This is a genomic window from Ensifer sp. ENS08 (assembly GCF_014852195.1).
In the GTDB taxonomy this organism is placed as follows: domain Bacteria; phylum Pseudomonadota; class Alphaproteobacteria; order Rhizobiales; family Rhizobiaceae; genus Ensifer; species Ensifer adhaerens.
This window is the reverse complement of sequence record NZ_JACVBF010000003.1, coordinates 38,106-53,530: the sequence shown is the minus strand read 5'-3', so window position 1 is coordinate 53,530 and position 15,425 is coordinate 38,106. Positions and strand designations below refer to the sequence as shown.

Here is a 15,425-nt window from a genome sequence, read left to right as displayed (position 1 = left end):
TTTCGCGAAGGCCGAACGGTGGCTTAGCATGGTGGTGTCCCCGGAAAGACTCGAACTGGCGATCTGCTGATGACAAATCAGCCGCTGTTCCGATACCTCGGCAACCGGGCACCTTCTGATCGTTTTGGTGGAGCCGAAGGGAGTCGAACCCTCGACCTCCGCAGTGCGATTGCGGCGCTCTCCCAACTGAGCTACGGCCCCGTAGCATTCAGTCAACACGACCGGCGCCGATCCTGTCAATACGCGCGCCAGCGCGCCCGCTCGAACGCGGTTGCACGATATGCGTTGTTCGATCCGGCCGGGCGCCGAAGGCGGTCGGTCTCTGAACCGCTTCTGCACTCCACCCATTGTCGAACTCTGCCGGCGGGTTTACGCTGCAACCTGACGATGGCGCTACGTGAACCGCGTTGAAGTGTTGGCGGTATACGCCAAGCAGGAAATGACGTCCGGGCACTGGCTGTGAGCGCCATGATGCTCGAGCCAATTACACGATTTTCGTATGTGAGATAGGCCCCTGCCGGCCCACTGTTCCCATAAGAAACCTCTCCGTGGCCCGGCGATTGGAGGAGGATTGGCAAATGGCTCAGGCGATGAAGGCAGCCGTCGTTCGGCAATTCGGCGCGCCCCTGACGATCGAGGAAGTGGCAGTGCCCACGCCGCAGCCGGGACAGATCCTGGTGAAATACGAAGCAACGGGCGTTTGCCATACCGATCTCCATGCTGCAAATGGCGACTGGCCGGTGAAGCCCAGCCCACCATTCATTCCCGGGCACGAGGGTGTCGGCTATGTCTCGGCGGTCGGCGCCGGTGTCAAAAGAGTGAAAGAGGGCGACAGGGTCGGCGTTCCCTGGCTTCACAGCGCCTGCGGCTACTGTCCGCATTGCCGCACCGGTTGGGAGACGCTGTGTGCGGCCCAGTCGAACACGGGATACTCGGTCAACGGGACGTTCGCCGAATATGGCCTGGCGGATCCTGATTTCGTTGGCAGCCTGCCCAATGGGCTGGAGTTCGGTCCTGCCGCGCCGGTTCTGTGTGCCGGGGTCACCGTTTACAAGGGGTTGAAGGAAACGGAAGTCCGTCCCGGTGAATGGGTTGCCATCTCCGGCATCGGGGGGCTTGGCCACATGGCCGTGCAGTACGCAAAGGCGATGGGCATGCATGTCGTCGCGGCGGACATCTTTGACGACAAGCTGGCACTTGCAAAGCAATTGGGCGCCGACCTGACAGTCAACGGCAAGGCCAAGGATGCGGTCGAGCAGGTGATCAAGGCCACCGGCGGCGTGCATGGAGCGCTTGTGACTGCAGTCTCGCCCGCGGCGATGGAACAGGCGTTCGGTTTCCTGCGTTCGCGCGGCACCATGGCGCTCGTCGGCCTGCCCCCAGGTATGATCTCGGTGCCGGTCTTTGAGACTGTTCTTAAGCGCATCACCGTGCGTGGATCGATCGTCGGCACCCGCCAAGACCTGGAAGAGTCGCTCCAGTTCGCCGCTGAAGGCAAAGTCGCGCCGCATTTTTCGTGGGATAGCCTCGAGAATATCAATGAGATCTTCCGCCGCATGGAAGCCGGGAAGATCGACGGTCGCATCGTGATGAGCCTGCAGTAATCGACTTTGACAGGCCCGGCTGGTCGAGGCTCGCCGGGTCCGTGTCGATGCCCAAGGGACACGTGTCGAGCATTTACTCTTATGCGCCTTCCTTAGATCGCCGGTCACCAGAGGGCCGTCGGGCGAGATGCCGATAGACCTTTTGCAGAAAGGAAATGGCAATGAGCAAAGGCATGTTCTCAGACCAGCATGCACTGTCCAGGCGCGATCTCCTGCTGGTGGCGGGAACTGCGGCGGCCACGCTTACAGCCTACAGTCATGCTGCCCGTGCCGCGCCAGGCCCAAGCAACCTCGTGATCGACGACGTGAAGCAGGATGAGGACATCTTTGCCTATATCAGCAGGATCAAGGGCGGCTTTGACGAGACGACCTATCGGCAAGTTCTGGGATGCGCGAATGCGTTCAAGGAAGGAGACCAGACGATCGCTGTGGCTGCGGAAAATGATACGTCCCGAACGAACGCCCGAGCCCTCCTGGCAAGAACGAAGATCGCAGACCTCGATCAGCACCCGCTGTTTGAGGACGATCTGCAACGACTGATTTGGCAGACCACCGACAGGGCTCAACAAGAAAAGCTGAAAGACTGGACGATGGGCCAGCTGAAGGAATTTCTTCTGACCAAATCGGAAGATGAGATCAAAGGCGTCATGCATGGCCTGACCAGCGATACCATCGGCTGCGTGCCGAAGCTGATGAGCAATGAAGAGCTGGTGGCCGTCAGCCAGAAGATTTTCAATGTCATGCCCGGCACCAAGTTGGGGGCCAAGGGATACATGGGCGCACGAATCCAGCCGAATTCGCCGACCGACCACCCCGATGACATCATGTGGCAGGTCTTCGATGCGTTTTCCTATGCGACCGGCGACATCGTCATCGGCACCAACCCGGTGGACAGCACCGTCGACAGCGTCGTCACGGTGGAGCGGGCGCTCAAGGACATCGTGGATACGTTCAAGCTGGTCGACGTCATTCCGTGGTGCGTGCTCGCTCACATCGACGTCCAAGGTGAGGTAAGCGAAGACTTCCCCGGCACAGTTTCCACCGTGTTCCAGAGCCTTGCCGGTACGGATGATTGCAACAAGATCTTCGACATCACCAATGAGAAGATCCTGAAATATGCGCGCGCCAAGGCAGGGGAGCGGTACGGCCTTTACTTCGAAACCGGACAGGGCTCGGAATTCACCAACGGCGCGGCAAACGGCGTCGACATGATGGTGCTTGAGTCCCGGAAGTACGGGTTCAGCCGGGCTGTCGGCATGGAGCTTGCGAAAGTGCAGCCGAAAGGCGCATGGCTGCATGTCAACGACGTCGCCGGCTTCATTGGGCCGGAGGTCTTCAAGAGCCGAGAACAACTCGTTCGGTGCTGCCTCGAGGACATGGTCATGGGCAAGCTCCATGGGCTGACCATCGGTCTCGATATATGCACGACCCTGCACATGACCGTCAGCCTGGACGATCTGGATTGGTGCCAGGATCAGATCATGCCGGCCAATCCGGCCTATCTGATTGCTCTGCCGACCAAGAACGACCCGATGTTGAGCTATCTCACGACCGCATTTCAGGACCACGTACGCGTGAGGGATAAGTTCGGCTTCAAGGTCAACGATGCGATGTGGGATTTCTACAAACGCCTTGGAATTGTCGGCAAGGACAACAGCTACACGTCAAAATACGGCGATCCTCTTTGGGTCTATTATCAGTACCGCCTCGCCAAGGGGGACAAGCGCTCCAAGGACGCCGTTTACGCCGAGGGCAGGCGGATGATGACGGAGGTCGAGGCAAGAGGCGTCGACCTGGCCACGGGCCACGGTGAGAAGATATGGGATCTCAACCCGTCGCTCGCGACGAAAGTGAGGGGTCTTTATGACGACGCCAAACTCTCTCTTTGGGCCGAGCTTACGCCGGAGTTCATAGCGGCAGTGCCCAGCGTCGTTCCGGTTCGCACCCTGTCCAAGGACCGGAACGACTACATCGCGCATCCGACGACCGGTGAAACGCTGAGCCCGGACTCAATCAGGGCGATTGACGCGATCAGGACGTCCTGGAAAGGCGATATGCCCAAGGGCCAGATTGTCATCTCAGATGGTCTGAACGCCAAGGCCATCATGGATGACGGCCATCTTTCGCCCTACCTGGAGGAGATGCGCAGGCTGCTCGGCGATGCCGGCGTGTCGGTGAGCGACAAGAATATCCTGGTCACCAGCGGCAGAGTGCGGGCCGGCTACCGGATTGGCGAGATGCTGTTTGCCGACGCCGATCCCAACACGTTTCGCGGAATTCTCCACATCATCGGCGAGCGGCCCGGAACCATGCACCACGCCTACTCGGTCTACATCACGGTTGCGAAGGGCAAGCGTTGGGCTGAGAAGGATATCGATCACGATATGACGAAGCTGGTCAGCAACGTCGCCGATACCGCACTCGCACCCAGGGAGGCGGCGAAGGAAACCCTGACCATTATCCGGGAGATCATCGGCAAGGACGTAAACGGCAGCCGGCGATTCGGGTGACCACAAACGCGCTACAGGGCAACAAGGGCGTCCGTCCGGAATAAGCGTCGGGCCGTGTATACCGTTGGGGCAGCCGCATACTCTCGCTTTCGGGCCCCCAAAGCGCGGTTGCTTCTTCGGATCGTGGCTTTCCGGCGTCAGAATCGCTTCTTTAGAAAGTAGCGCGCAATCGCCCCATCACCACCTTCAAGCTCGCCGAAAACTTCGAAGCCGAGTTTTTCATAAAAGGGCCTGGCCTGGAATTCGAAGGTGTCGAGCCAAAGGCCGACATAGCCGCGCTGGCGCGCGATCGTCTCCGCTTCTTCGACAAGGCGCCGGCCAAGGCCCTGGCCGCGGTACTCATCAGGGACGGCAAGGTAACGGATAAAGGCCCAGCCATAGCCATCCGTCGCATAGAGCCCGCCCGTCGCGACTTTCGTCTCCGGATCGCGAAGCACGATGGCAAAACCGGGCAGATCGACCATGCCGCTATGGGCATCGTTATAGGCATCCAGCGGCGCAACGATGCCGCTGAGGTCATTCTGACTGGGGTCTTCGAGAAGGATGTCTATGATCGGGGTGAGCATGATGGGAACTTGGTCGAATGGTGGTTCGGTCTATAAATTCTCGTTTTGTTCTCTAAAGAAATCCAACCCGAGGAAAATCTCGGGTTGGCACTGATGGTGGTGGTCGTCGTCATCAACGACGACGGGCCGCTTAGCTGCAGCCGCTCGTCGCGCCGCAGGTGTCGCACTTCTCGCAGGTACCGTTGCGCACCATCGTGAAGTTTTGGCATTCGGTGCACATGTTGCCGGTGTAGCCCTGCATGATCGAGCGGGCGCGGCGCTCAGCTTCCACCTTCTTGGCGTCCGACTTGGCCGATGCCGCTTCGGCGGCCGCCTTGTCGGAGAAGAGGGCGGTTACTTCCTGCTCGACTTCGTCGGCGATCTCTTCTGCCAGTTCAGCAGCGCGCTCTTCATAGTCGCGCTTGAAGGCGACGATTTCGGAGGTTGCGATCGCCGTCGTCGTCTCGATCTTGCGCACCGTGTTTCCGGCGATCGCCGTTACGGTTGCGCCAGAGGAGGCGCGGGCAGGGGCTGCCGTCGACGAGCCCTTCGGCTCGCTGGAGGCCCGGTCACCGGTGCCGCCGACGATCGTCGGCTTGTAGCCGCGGGTCCAGCCGGTCGAGATCAGGTTGGTCTTGCCTTCCTGAATGCCCTTGCCGAGCGCGGTGTTGCCGAAGTCTGACGTGTCGACATGGGCGAGGTCGTGACGGCCGAGATAGGAAACCGCCAGTTCGCGGAAGACGTAGTCGAGGATCGACGTCGCGTTCTTGATCGCGTCGTTGCCCTGGACCATGCCGGCCGGCTCGAACTTGGTGAAGGTGAAGGCCTCCACATATTCTTCGAGCGGCACGCCGTACTGCAGGCCGAGCGAGATGGCGATGGCAAAGTTGTTCATCATCGCACGGAAGGCGGCCCCTTCCTTGTGCATGTCGATGAAGATCTCGCCGAGGCGGCCGTCACCGAATTCGCCGGTGCGCAGATACACCTTGTGACCACCGACGACGGCCTTCTGGGTGTAGCCCTGGCGGCGGTTCGGCAGCTTTTCGCGGGCGCGGATCACCTTCTCGATGACGCGCTCGACGATCTTCTCGGTGATGGTGACAGCCTGGGCGGCGGCGGGCGCCTGGATCAGATCCTCCAGTGCATCCTCGTCCTTGTCGTCCTCGATCAGCGAGGCGTTCAGCGGCTGCGACAGCTTGGAGCCGTCACGGTAGAGCGCGTTTGCCTTCAGCGCCAGCTTCCACGAAAGCATGTAGGCGTTCTTGCAGTCCTCGACGGTCGCCTCGTTCGGCATGTTGATCGTCTTGGAGATCGCGCCCGAGATGAACGGCTGGGCGGCCGCCATCATGCGGATGTGGCTTTCGACCGAGAGATAACGCTTGCCGATCTTGCCGCAGGGGTTGGCGCAATCGAAGACGGGCAGGTGCTCGTTCTTCAGGAACGGTGCACCTTCGAGTGTCATCGCGCCGCAGACGTGAATGTTCGCCGCTTCGATGTCCTTCTTGGAGAAGCCCATGTGGTCGAGCAGGTTGAAGTCCATCGCAGCGAGCTGTTCGTCGGAGACCTTCAGCGTGCCCTTGAGGAAGTCGGCGCCGAGCGTCCACTGGTTGAAGACGAACTTGATGTCGAAAGCGGACTTCAGGGCGGCGTTGACGGCTTCCACCTTCTCGTCGGTGAAGCCCTTGGCCTTCAGCGTCGACGGGTTGATCGCCGGAGCCTGGTTCAGGTTGCCGTGACCGACTGCGTAAGCTTCGATTTCGGCGATCTGGCTTTCGCTGTAGCCGAGAGAGCGCAGCGCTTCCGGAACGGCGCGGTTGATGATCTTGAAGTAGCCGCCGCCGGCGAGCTTCTTGAACTTGACCAGCGCGAAGTCAGGTTCGATGCCGGTCGTGTCGCAGTCCATGACGAGGCCGATCGTGCCGGTCGGCGCGATAACCGTTGCCTGGGCGTTGCGATAGCCGTGCTTTTCGCCGAGTTCCAGTGCCTTGTCCCAGGCGCTCATGGCGTGGATGACGAGGTCCTGGTCCGGATTGTCGGCATGGATGAGCGCGACCGGGTTGACCGAAAGCGCTTCGTAACCGGTCGTCTCGCCATAGGCGGCGCGGCGATGGTTGCGGATGACGCGCAGCATGTTGTCGCGGTTTGGCGCAAAGCCCGGGAACGGACCGAGCTTTTCGGCCATCTCGGCCGAGGTGGCATAGGAGACACCGGTCATGATCGCCGTCAGCGCACCGGCGATGGCGCGGCCTTCGGTCGAGTCATAGGGAATGCCCGAGGACATCAAGAGGCCGCCGATGTTGGCGTAGCCAAGGCCGAGCGTGCGGTATTCATAGGAAAGCTCGGCAATCTCGCGGGACGGGAACTGCGCCATCATGACCGAGACTTCGAGAACGATCGTCCACAGGCGGACGGCGTGCTCGTAGTCTGCGATGTTGATGCGCTTGGTCGCCGCGTCCTTGAACATCATCAGGTTCAGGGAGGCGAGGTTGCAGGCGGTGTCGTCGAGGAACATGTATTCCGAGCACGGGTTCGATGCGCGGATCGGGCCGGCAGCGGGGCTCGTGTGCCAGTCGTTCATGGTCGTGTTGAAGTGCAGGCCCGGATCGGCCGACGCCCAGGCGGCGTAGGAAATCGATTCCCAGAGGTCGCGTGCCTTCAGCGTCTTCATGACGCGGCCGTCCTTGCGGGCGGTCAGGTGCCAGTCGCCATCGGCTTCGACGGCGCGCAGGAAGTCGTCCTTGATCGAGACCGAGTTGTTGGAGTTCTGGCCCGAAACCGTGAGGTAGGCTTCCGAATCCCAGTCGGTGTCGTAGGTCTTGAACTCAAGGTCCTTGTAGCCTTGCTTCGCGAACTGGATAACGCGCTGGACATAGTTTTCCGGAACCAGCGCCTGCTTGGCGGCGCGGATCTCGCGCTTCAGCGCCGGGTTCTGCTTCGGGTCATAGCAGGCGTCGTCGGTGCCTTCGCAGTTGACGCAGGCCTTCATGATCGCCTTCAGATGCTTGGCGACGACCTTGGAACCGGTGACGAGGGCGGCAACCTTCTGCTCTTCCTTGACCTTCCAGTTGATGTATTCCTCGATATCCGGATGGTCGATGTCGACGACGACCATCTTGGCGGCGCGGCGGGTGGTGCCGCCCGACTTGATGGCACCGGCAGCACGGTCGCCGATCTTCAGGAACGACATCAGGCCGGAGGATTTGCCGCCGCCCGAGAGCTTTTCGCCTTCGCTGCGCAGATAAGAGAAGTTGGAGCCGGTGCCAGAACCGTACTTGAACAGGCGCGCTTCACGCACCCACAGATCCATGATGCCGCCTTCGTTGACGAGATCGTCACCGACCGACTGGATGAAGCACGCATGCGGTTGCGGATGCTCATAGGCCGACTTGGACTTGGTCAGCTTGCCGGTAAAGGGGTCGACATAGAAGTGGCCCTGGCCGGGGCCGTCGATGCCATAGGCCCAGTGGAGGCCGGTGTTGAACCATTGCGGCGAGTTCGGCGCGACGCGCTGGGTGGCGAGCATGTAGGCAAGTTCGTCCTGGAAGGCCGAAGCGTCTTCCTCGGTGTCGAAGTAGCCGCCCTTCCAGCCCCAATAGGCCCAAGTGCCGGCCAGGCGATCGAAGACCTGACGGGCATCGGTTTCGGAACCGTACTGCTCATCCTTCGGCAGCGCCTTCAGCGCATCCGTGTCGGGAACCGCGCGCCAGAGGAAGGAGGGGACATCGTTCTCCTCGACGCGCTTCATCTTGGCGGGAACGCCGGCCTTGCGGAAATACTTCTGGGCGAGAATGTCGGCTGCAACCTGGCTGAACTGAGCCGGCACGTCGATATCGGCAAGGCGGAAAACGATCGAACCATCGGGGTTCTTGATTTCACTCGTAGCCTTGCGGAATTCGATCTCCGCATAGGCGGATTGCCCGGCTTTTGTGAAACGACGTTCGATCTTCATTGTCCCTGGTCCTTCGTGTTGCCTAGCGCCCGCCACAGGCGCAATTGTCCCCGCCCGGCCGCGAGGAGCATCCCGCAGCCAGTCTCAGCTTCCGTCCTTGGAGAGAAACCCATAACTGGGTGACCCTGTATCTTGTGAGATAGGCTGTCTGCAAATACTAAATATAGTATCAACAACTTCTTGATGCCAGCCAAATATTGCCCCGGTGGACCCGAAAAATCGCACAGAAATCCTCAGGGCGACCCCATGGTGAAATCCATGACTGCCGCCTTTCAGAACCGCCGATTTGGGGAGAGGAACCGGGACTTGAACAATCCGGTCCGCCGCCGTTGCAACGTGAAATCCATTAACCGTGAATCGTCCGGAGGCGTCAAGGGGTGGTTTGTGACGGAAGTTTGAGCCCTAGATGTTGTGTGGACCGGCTGTGGAAAACGGGGACATCGGTCAACGCCATGAAAATCAGGCACTTCCGGAGGTTGCCTGTGAGACTGACGCAACGGTCGGCACGCAATCGAAATTTTGACGGGTAAAAACCCGCATAAAAAGTGTCCCTTACGGCAGGCTCGGTTGCATCGGTGAAAGCGATATGGGGTGGGGCAGTGATTCGTTTTTTTGGCGGTCCCGTAAGCACCGGCATTTGGTTCGCAGCCGACGTCGGCGCGGCCTCGGCACGCCTGAACATCAACGCCTTGCGACAGGCCCGAGACTCCAAGCGTGGTGGGGCTCTCGGGCGCGGATGCGCCCTAGGCGGGCCAGACGCGTCTGCGCGCGGTCTGGCCCTGCTGATCTCAATCGACGCGCTTTTGCAGCTCGCGTGCGCCGTTCGGCGCATTCACCTTGCCCTCGGTGATGAAGTAGGCAAACACGTCACGCGGCTCCTTCCTGGCCGTGCGATCAGGCGCGCTTTTTTCAAGCCCACTCGGCTCGTCGCCCGCCGCAAACGCCTTGGCGCGCTCGGCCCAGAGGTCGAGCTTGTCGGCAGCATAGCAAGTCTTGATGTCGTCGCTGCCCTTTTGCAGGCGCAGATAGACAAAATCGGCAGTGACATCGGCGATCATCGGATAGTCCGCATGCTCGGCGAGCACCACGGCGACACCGTAGTTCTCCAACAGGGAGACAAAATCCGGAGACTGAAAGGTTGGGTTGCGGACCTCGACCACATGGCGCAGCGGCAAGCCGTCCTGCTTACCCGGCAGAAGCTTCAAAAAGCCTTCGAAATCGTCGGGCTCGAACTTCTTCGTCGGCGCGAACTGCCAGAGGATGGGGCCGAGATGGGGGCCAAGCTCGGTCAGTCCCTGCGTCAGGAATCGCTCCATGGATTCACCGGCTTCCGAGAGAACCTTGCGGTTGGTGACGAAGCGGCTCGCCTTCAGGGAGAAGATGAAATCATCGGGCACTTCGGAGGCCCACTTGGCGAAGGTCTCGGGCTTCTGCGACGAGTAGTAGGTGCCGTTCACCTCGATTGCCCGCAACTGCTTGCCGGCATATTCGAGCTGCCGCTTCTTTGCCAGCGTGTCGGGATAGAAGGTGCCTTCCCAGGGCTCGAAGGTCCAGCCGCCGATACCAACGCGGATCTTTCCGGATTTTGCCATGCCATCCTCCTCAACAACGGCCATCGCTTGACCGCGTGCTTTTCAGTCTTTGATCGATTTCGTCATGTCAACGAGTGTCCACCCTGGACGATAGGGATTGGGTCGGCGACCCGTTTCTTGAAATCCATAGGCGCGATAGAGCGCGATGTTTCGCTCCATGCGTGAATTGGTGTAGAGCCGCACCTCCGGCAAGCCCCACTCGGCTGCTTTGGCATCCACGAAGCGCAGCAATTCGATGCCGAACCCCTGGCGCTGATAGGCCGGGGCAACCGCAAGGCTGAAGATCATAAGGTGATCGGCGTGCCGTTCGAAAACGGCAAGCGCCGAGACAACCTCATCTCGCTCCCGAAGCCAGACCTCGTCGCGAAGGATGCGAGGCGCGTAGTCCTCGGTGACCGGGAGCGGCGGCCCACCAAAGAGCGCCCGATAGGGCTCATAGGCCGCCTCCGTCACGCTTTGCACGGCGGCCAGATCTTCCAGACGAGCAGGCCGCATCATGCCGTGATCACTCCTAAAGCGCGCCGACCAGATCGGCAGACTTACTCTGCTGCTTCGACCTTCTTCATCGGCCGGCGCTCCAGCAGCTCCTTCAGGAACTGGCCGGTATACGACCGCTTTTCCTTGACCACGTCTTCCGGCGTGCCCTTGGCGATGACTTCGCCGCCGCCGTCGCCGCCTTCAGGGCCGAAGTCGATCACCCAGTCGGCAGTCTTGATGACTTCGAGATTGTGCTCGATGACGACGACCGAATTGCCCTGGTTGACGAGCTCATGCAGAACTTCAAGAAGCTTGGCGACATCGTGGAAATGCAGGCCGGTGGTCGGCTCGTCGAGAATGTAGAGCGTGCGCCCGGTCGAGCGCTTCGACAGTTCCTTGGCGAGCTTGACGCGCTGGGCCTCACCGCCCGAGAGCGTGTTGGCCTGCTGGCCGACCTTGATATAGCCGAGGCCGACCTGGTTGAGCGTGACGAGCTTGTCGCGCACCGAGGGAACGGCGGCGAAAAAGTCGACGCCTTCCTCGACGGTCATGTCGAGCACGTCGGCGATCGACTTGCCCTTGAAATGCACGTCGAGCGTTTCGCGGTTGTAGCGCTTGCCGTGGCAGACGTCGCAGGTGACGTAGACATCCGGCAGGAAGTGCATCTCGATCTTGATGACGCCGTCGCCTTGGCAGGCCTCGCAGCGGCCGCCCTTGACGTTGAAGGAGAAGCGGCCCGGCTGATATCCGCGTGCCTTGGCTTCCGGCAGGCCGGCGAACCAGTCACGGATCGGCGTGAAGGCGCCGGTATAGGTTGCCGGGTTCGAGCGCGGGGTACGACCGATCGGCGACTGGTCGATGTCGATCACCTTGTCGATATGCTCGAAGCCATCGATGCGGTCGTGCTCGGCCGGGTTTTCGCGCGCGCCCATGATGCGGCGGGCGGCGGCCTTGTAGAGCGTCTCGATCAGGAAGGTCGACTTGCCGCCGCCGGAGACACCGGTAACGGCGGTGAAGACGCCGAGCGGGATCGAGGCGGTGACGTTCTTCAGGTTGTTGGCGCGGGCGCCGACGACGGTGATTTCCTTTTTCTTCTTCGGCTTGCGGCGTTCGGAGGGAACGGCAACCGAAAGCTCGCCGGACAGATACTTGCCGGTCAGCGATTTCGGATTGGCCATGATGTCCGACGGCGACCCTTGCGCGATGACTTCGCCGCCATGGATGCCGGCAGCCGGGCCGATATCGACGACATAGTCGGACGTCAGGATCGCGTCTTCGTCATGTTCGACGACGATCACCGTGTTGCCGATGTCGCGCAGATGCCGAAGCGTGTCCAGCAGGCGGGCGTTGTCGCGCTGGTGCAAGCCGATCGACGGCTCGTCGAGCACGTAGAGAACGCCGGTGAGGCCGGAGCCGATCTGCGAGGCCAGCCGAATGCGCTGGCTTTCACCGCCTGAGAGCGTTCCGGAATTGCGCGACAGGCTCAGATATTCGAGACCGACGTCGTTGAGGAAGCGCAGTCGGTCACGGATCTCCTTCAGGATGCGGACGGCGATTTCGTTCTGCTTGGCATTCAGATGCTCCGGCAGGACCTCGAACCAGTCGCGTGCAACGCGGATCGACATTTCGGTCACCTGACCGATATGCAGCTTGTCGATCTTGACAGCCAGCGCTTCCGGCTTCAGGCGGAAACCGGCGCAAGCCGGGCAGGGCGCAGCCGACATGTAGCGCTCGATCTCCTCGCGCGCCCAGGCGCTGTCGGTTTCCTTCCAGCGGCGCTCGAGATTGGGCACGATGCCCTCGAAGTTCTTGGTGGTGTTGTAGGAGCGGGCACCGTCCTCGTAATGGAAGACGATCTTCTCTTCCGTTCCGTGCAGGATCGCGTTCTGCGCCGCAGTCGACAGCTCGTTCCAGCGGCTGCCGAGTTTGAAGCCGAAGACCTTGCCGAGCGCTTCCAGCGTCTGGTTGTAGTATGGAGAGGAGGATTTCGCCCAGGGCGCAATTGCGCCGTCGCGCAGCGTCCGGTGCTCTTCCGGCACGATCAGCGCCGTGTCGATCTTCTGCTGGCTGCCGAGACCGTCGCAGGTCGGGCACGCGCCGAAGGGGTTGTTGAACGAGAACAGCCGCGGCTCGATCTCGGAAATGGTGAAGCCGGAAACCGGGCAGGCGAACTTTTCCGAAAACAGCACGCGCTCGTGGGTTTCGTTCAGCGACTTGTTGGCCGAGCCGCCGGCAGCGGTCTCCTCGGGTGGCAGCGGCTTGTCGGCGAATTCGGCGACTGCGAGGCCATCGGCGAGCGTCAGGCAGGTCTCAAGGCTGTCGGCAAGGCGCGAGGCGAGGTCGGGCCGCACGACCACGCGGTCGACCACGACGTCGATGTCATGCTTGTACTTCTTGTCGAGTGCGGGCACCTCGGCGATCTCGTAGAAGGTGCCGTCGACCTTGACGCGCTGAAAGCCCTTCTTCATCAGTTCGGCGAGTTCTTTCTTGTACTCGCCCTTGCGGCCGCGCACGAGCGGCGCAAGAATATAGAGGCGCGTGCCTTCGCCGAATTCGAGCACCCGGTCGACCATCTGGCTCACCGTCTGGCTTTCGATCGGCAGACCCGTCGCCGGCGAATAGGGGACCCCGACGCGCGCAAAGAGCAGGCGCATATAGTCGTAGATTTCGGTGACGGTACCGACCGTCGAGCGCGGATTGCGCGACGTCGTCTTCTGCTCGATCGAGATCGCCGGAGACAGGCCGTCGATCTGGTCGACGTCCGGCTTCTGCATCATTTCGAGGAACTGGCGCGCATAGGCCGAAAGGCTTTCGACATAGCGGCGCTGGCCTTCGGCATAGATCGTATCGAACGCAAGCGACGACTTGCCCGAGCCGGAAAGGCCGGTCATCACGATCAGCTTGTTGCGCGGCAGATCGAGGTCGATGCCTTTCAGATTGTGCTCGCGCGCACCACGAATGGAGATGGTCTTGAGTTCACTCATCGGAAGCCAGCTTTTGCATGTCGGTTGAAAGCCCCCTATGTAATGACGCTAACGCCCATGTCGAGGCGCAATCGGCAAAACAGGCGGCCAATTCGAGTCGGTTGACAGGATCATAGCCAAATACTAGAACAAATAAAGAACAAATCGCCCATAAAACGACCAAAACTGTTGTGGATTATGTGCGAGGCGGGGCGTATCGGCGGCATCAGGCCGCTAAGATGCGCGCTCTTGAAATTCCAAGCCGGGTCCATGGCCCGGTGAAACCACGGGAAAAGCAACATGGCTGGAAGCGTCAACAAGGTGATCTTGATCGGAAATGTCGGGGCAGACCCGGAAATCCGGCGCACGCAGGACGGCCGGCCGATCGCCAACCTGCGCATTGCAACGTCGGAGACCTGGCGCGACCGCAACAGCGGTGAGCGCAAGGAAAAGACCGAATGGCACACGGTCGTGGTCTTCAACGAAGGCCTCTGCAAGGTTGTCGAACAATATGTGAAGAAGGGCGCCAAGCTCTACATCGAAGGCGCGCTGCAGACCCGCAAGTGGCAGGACCAGAACGGCAACGACCGTTACTCGACCGAAGTCGTGCTGCAGGGCTTCAACTCGACGCTGACCATGCTTGACGGCCGCGGCGAAGGCGGCGGCTCCGGTGTCAGCCGCGGCGGCGGCGGTGGAGCGGGTGACTTCGGCGGCGGCGGCAACTATGGCGGCGGCGGTTACGACGATTACGACCAGCCTCGCCAGTCCTCTGGCGGCGGTCGCTCGGGCGGTGGCCAGGGCGGTCAAGGCGGCCAGGGCGGCGGCTTCTCGCGCGACATGGACGACGATATTCCGTTCTGATCGCAAGCGGATCCTATTTACAGAAAAAACGCCACGTCCTCGGGACGTGGCGTTTTTCGTTTCCGGTCTTCTTCGACTGCATCGGGCGAAGGATGCGCCCAGCCATCCGACCTCAGGTCGCCATCGCGGATTTGACGCCGTCGACGACGAACTGCACCGCGAGTGCTGCCAGGATCACGCCGAGCAGGCGGGTGAGGATGGCGCGGCCGGTGACGCCGAGAAAGCGATCGACGCGTTCAGCGATGACCAGCGCCAGAAACAGGCTGAGCATCGACAGCGCGATGACGATCAGGAGCTGAGTGCGCTCGACAGCGGTCGGGAACGAGCCGGCAAGCAGGATCGTTGCCGAAATCGCGCCCGGCCCGGCAATGAGCGGCAGGGCCAGCGGGAAGACCGCGATGTTGTGAATGTGGTCCTTGACCGTCGCATTCTCGCCGGTCTTTTCCTTGCGCTCCTGGCGCTTCTCGAAAATCATCTCGAAGGCGATCCAGAAGAGCAGCAGGCCGCCGGCGATGCGGAAGGCGCCGATCGAGATGCCGAGCAGGCCGAGGATGCTGTTTCCGAAGAGCGCAAAGGCCGCCAGGATGAAGAAGGCGATCAGCGAGCCACGGGTGGCCACCTGAAAGCGCTCCTGCCGGCTGAGGCCGACCGTGAGGCTCAGGAAGATCGGCGCGAGGCCAGGCGGATCGAGCGTGACGAGAAGCGTCGTCAGCGCATTGACCAGGAGGTCGACATTGAACATCCGTTTCCCCTTCCGGATTTTTGCCCCGGGTTTTCCCGGTGGCATGCCTACATTGTTAGGCAAGCGGCCGGGCATTGGGAAGGGGCAGACAAACAAAGTCTCAGCAATGACTTAATCAGCAATCGCTGCGAGCGTAGAGGCCGGAAATCCGCGGCGCGTCGGGCTTTGACGGACAGGCTCTT

General features: G+C 61.1%; 9 protein-coding genes and 1 tRNA gene. 3 read left to right on the top strand and 7 right to left on the bottom strand.

Features of this window, described 5'->3' with window-relative positions; genetic code table 11:
- Positions 1-125 precede the first annotated feature (125 nt).
- A tRNA-Ala gene (locus IB272_RS10200) sits at positions 126-201 on the bottom strand.
- 377 nt (positions 202-578) lie between these two features.
- On the opposite strand from IB272_RS10200, the gene adhP reads away from it, so the two are divergent.
- Together adhP and IB272_RS10190 are read left to right on the top strand one after the other, a co-directional pair.
- On the top strand, positions 579-1,604 hold the full coding sequence (gene adhP / locus IB272_RS10195; RefSeq protein WP_034791206.1) for an alcohol dehydrogenase AdhP: 1,026 nt from the start codon (positions 579-581) through the stop codon (positions 1,602-1,604).
- A 161-nt stretch (positions 1,605-1,765) separates the two neighbouring features.
- On the top strand, positions 1,766-4,114 hold the full coding sequence (locus tag IB272_RS10190) for an ethanolamine ammonia-lyase (protein ID WP_192444380.1): 2,349 nt from the start codon (positions 1,766-1,768) through the stop codon (positions 4,112-4,114).
- A gap of 137 nt (positions 4,115-4,251) precedes the next feature.
- Here IB272_RS10190 and IB272_RS10185 read toward each other — a convergent pair whose 3' ends face one another.
- The 5 genes from IB272_RS10185 to uvrA all read right to left on the bottom strand — a co-directional run bounded on the left by IB272_RS10185 (position 4,252) and on the right by uvrA (position 13,661).
- Complete coding sequence (locus tag IB272_RS10185; RefSeq protein ID WP_134886996.1) at positions 4,252-4,680, bottom strand: GNAT family N-acetyltransferase; 429 nt, start codon at positions 4,678-4,680, stop codon at positions 4,252-4,254.
- Between the two features lie 130 nt (positions 4,681-4,810).
- Positions 4,811-8,608 carry a vitamin B12-dependent ribonucleotide reductase gene (locus IB272_RS10180; protein WP_089045908.1) on the bottom strand — a complete coding sequence of 1,266 codons (3,798 nt, stop codon included), beginning with the start codon at positions 8,606-8,608 and terminating at the stop codon, positions 4,811-4,813.
- 788 nt (positions 8,609-9,396) lie between these two features.
- The gene (locus IB272_RS10175) at positions 9,397-10,200 is read right to left on the bottom strand and encodes a DUF72 domain-containing protein (protein WP_134886997.1); all 804 of its coding nucleotides are present in this window, start codon (positions 10,198-10,200) and stop codon (positions 9,397-9,399) included.
- 42 nt (positions 10,201-10,242) lie between these two features.
- Positions 10,243-10,695 carry a GNAT family N-acetyltransferase gene (locus tag IB272_RS10170; protein WP_192444439.1) on the bottom strand — a complete coding sequence of 151 codons (453 nt, stop codon included), beginning with the start codon at positions 10,693-10,695 and terminating at the stop codon, positions 10,243-10,245.
- A 44-nt stretch (positions 10,696-10,739) separates the two neighbouring features.
- On the bottom strand, positions 10,740-13,661 hold the full coding sequence (gene uvrA, locus IB272_RS10165) for an excinuclease ABC subunit UvrA (RefSeq protein ID WP_034791261.1): 2,922 nt from the start codon (positions 13,659-13,661) through the stop codon (positions 10,740-10,742).
- Between the two features lie 279 nt (positions 13,662-13,940).
- On the opposite strand from uvrA, the gene IB272_RS10160 reads away from it, so the two are divergent.
- Positions 13,941-14,501, top strand: a complete 561-nt coding sequence (locus IB272_RS10160; RefSeq protein ID WP_034791264.1) for a single-stranded DNA-binding protein — start codon at positions 13,941-13,943, stop codon at positions 14,499-14,501.
- 112 nt (positions 14,502-14,613) lie between these two features.
- Here the strand turns inward: IB272_RS10160 and IB272_RS10155 are convergent, their stop codons facing one another.
- Positions 14,614-15,243 (bottom strand): MarC family protein, encoded by a 630-nt coding sequence (locus tag IB272_RS10155; protein ID WP_090295526.1) that lies wholly within the window; start codon positions 15,241-15,243, stop codon positions 14,614-14,616.
- Positions 15,244-15,425 lie beyond the last annotated feature (182 nt).

Coding starts and splice junctions, on each gene's coding strand:
- adhP (WP_034791206.1), top strand. CDS start 579: ATGGCTCAGGCGATGAAGGCAGCCGTCGTTCGGCAATTCGGCGCGCCC.
- IB272_RS10180 (WP_089045908.1), bottom strand. CDS start 8,608: ATGAAGATCGAACGTCGTTTCACAAAAGCCGGGCAATCCGCCTATGCG.
- IB272_RS10170 (WP_192444439.1), bottom strand. CDS start 10,695: ATGCGGCCTGCTCGTCTGGAAGATCTGGCCGCCGTGCAAAGCGTGACG.
- IB272_RS10185 (WP_134886996.1), bottom strand. CDS start 4,680: ATGCTCACCCCGATCATAGACATCCTTCTCGAAGACCCCAGTCAGAAT.
- IB272_RS10155 (WP_090295526.1), bottom strand. CDS start 15,243: ATGTTCAATGTCGACCTCCTGGTCAATGCGCTGACGACGCTTCTCGTC.
- IB272_RS10175 (WP_134886997.1), bottom strand. CDS start 10,200: ATGGCAAAATCCGGAAAGATCCGCGTTGGTATCGGCGGCTGGACCTTC.
- uvrA (WP_034791261.1), bottom strand. CDS start 13,661: ATGAGTGAACTCAAGACCATCTCCATTCGTGGTGCGCGCGAGCACAAT.
- IB272_RS10190 (WP_192444380.1), top strand. CDS start 1,766: ATGAGCAAAGGCATGTTCTCAGACCAGCATGCACTGTCCAGGCGCGAT.
- IB272_RS10160 (WP_034791264.1), top strand. CDS start 13,941: ATGGCTGGAAGCGTCAACAAGGTGATCTTGATCGGAAATGTCGGGGCA.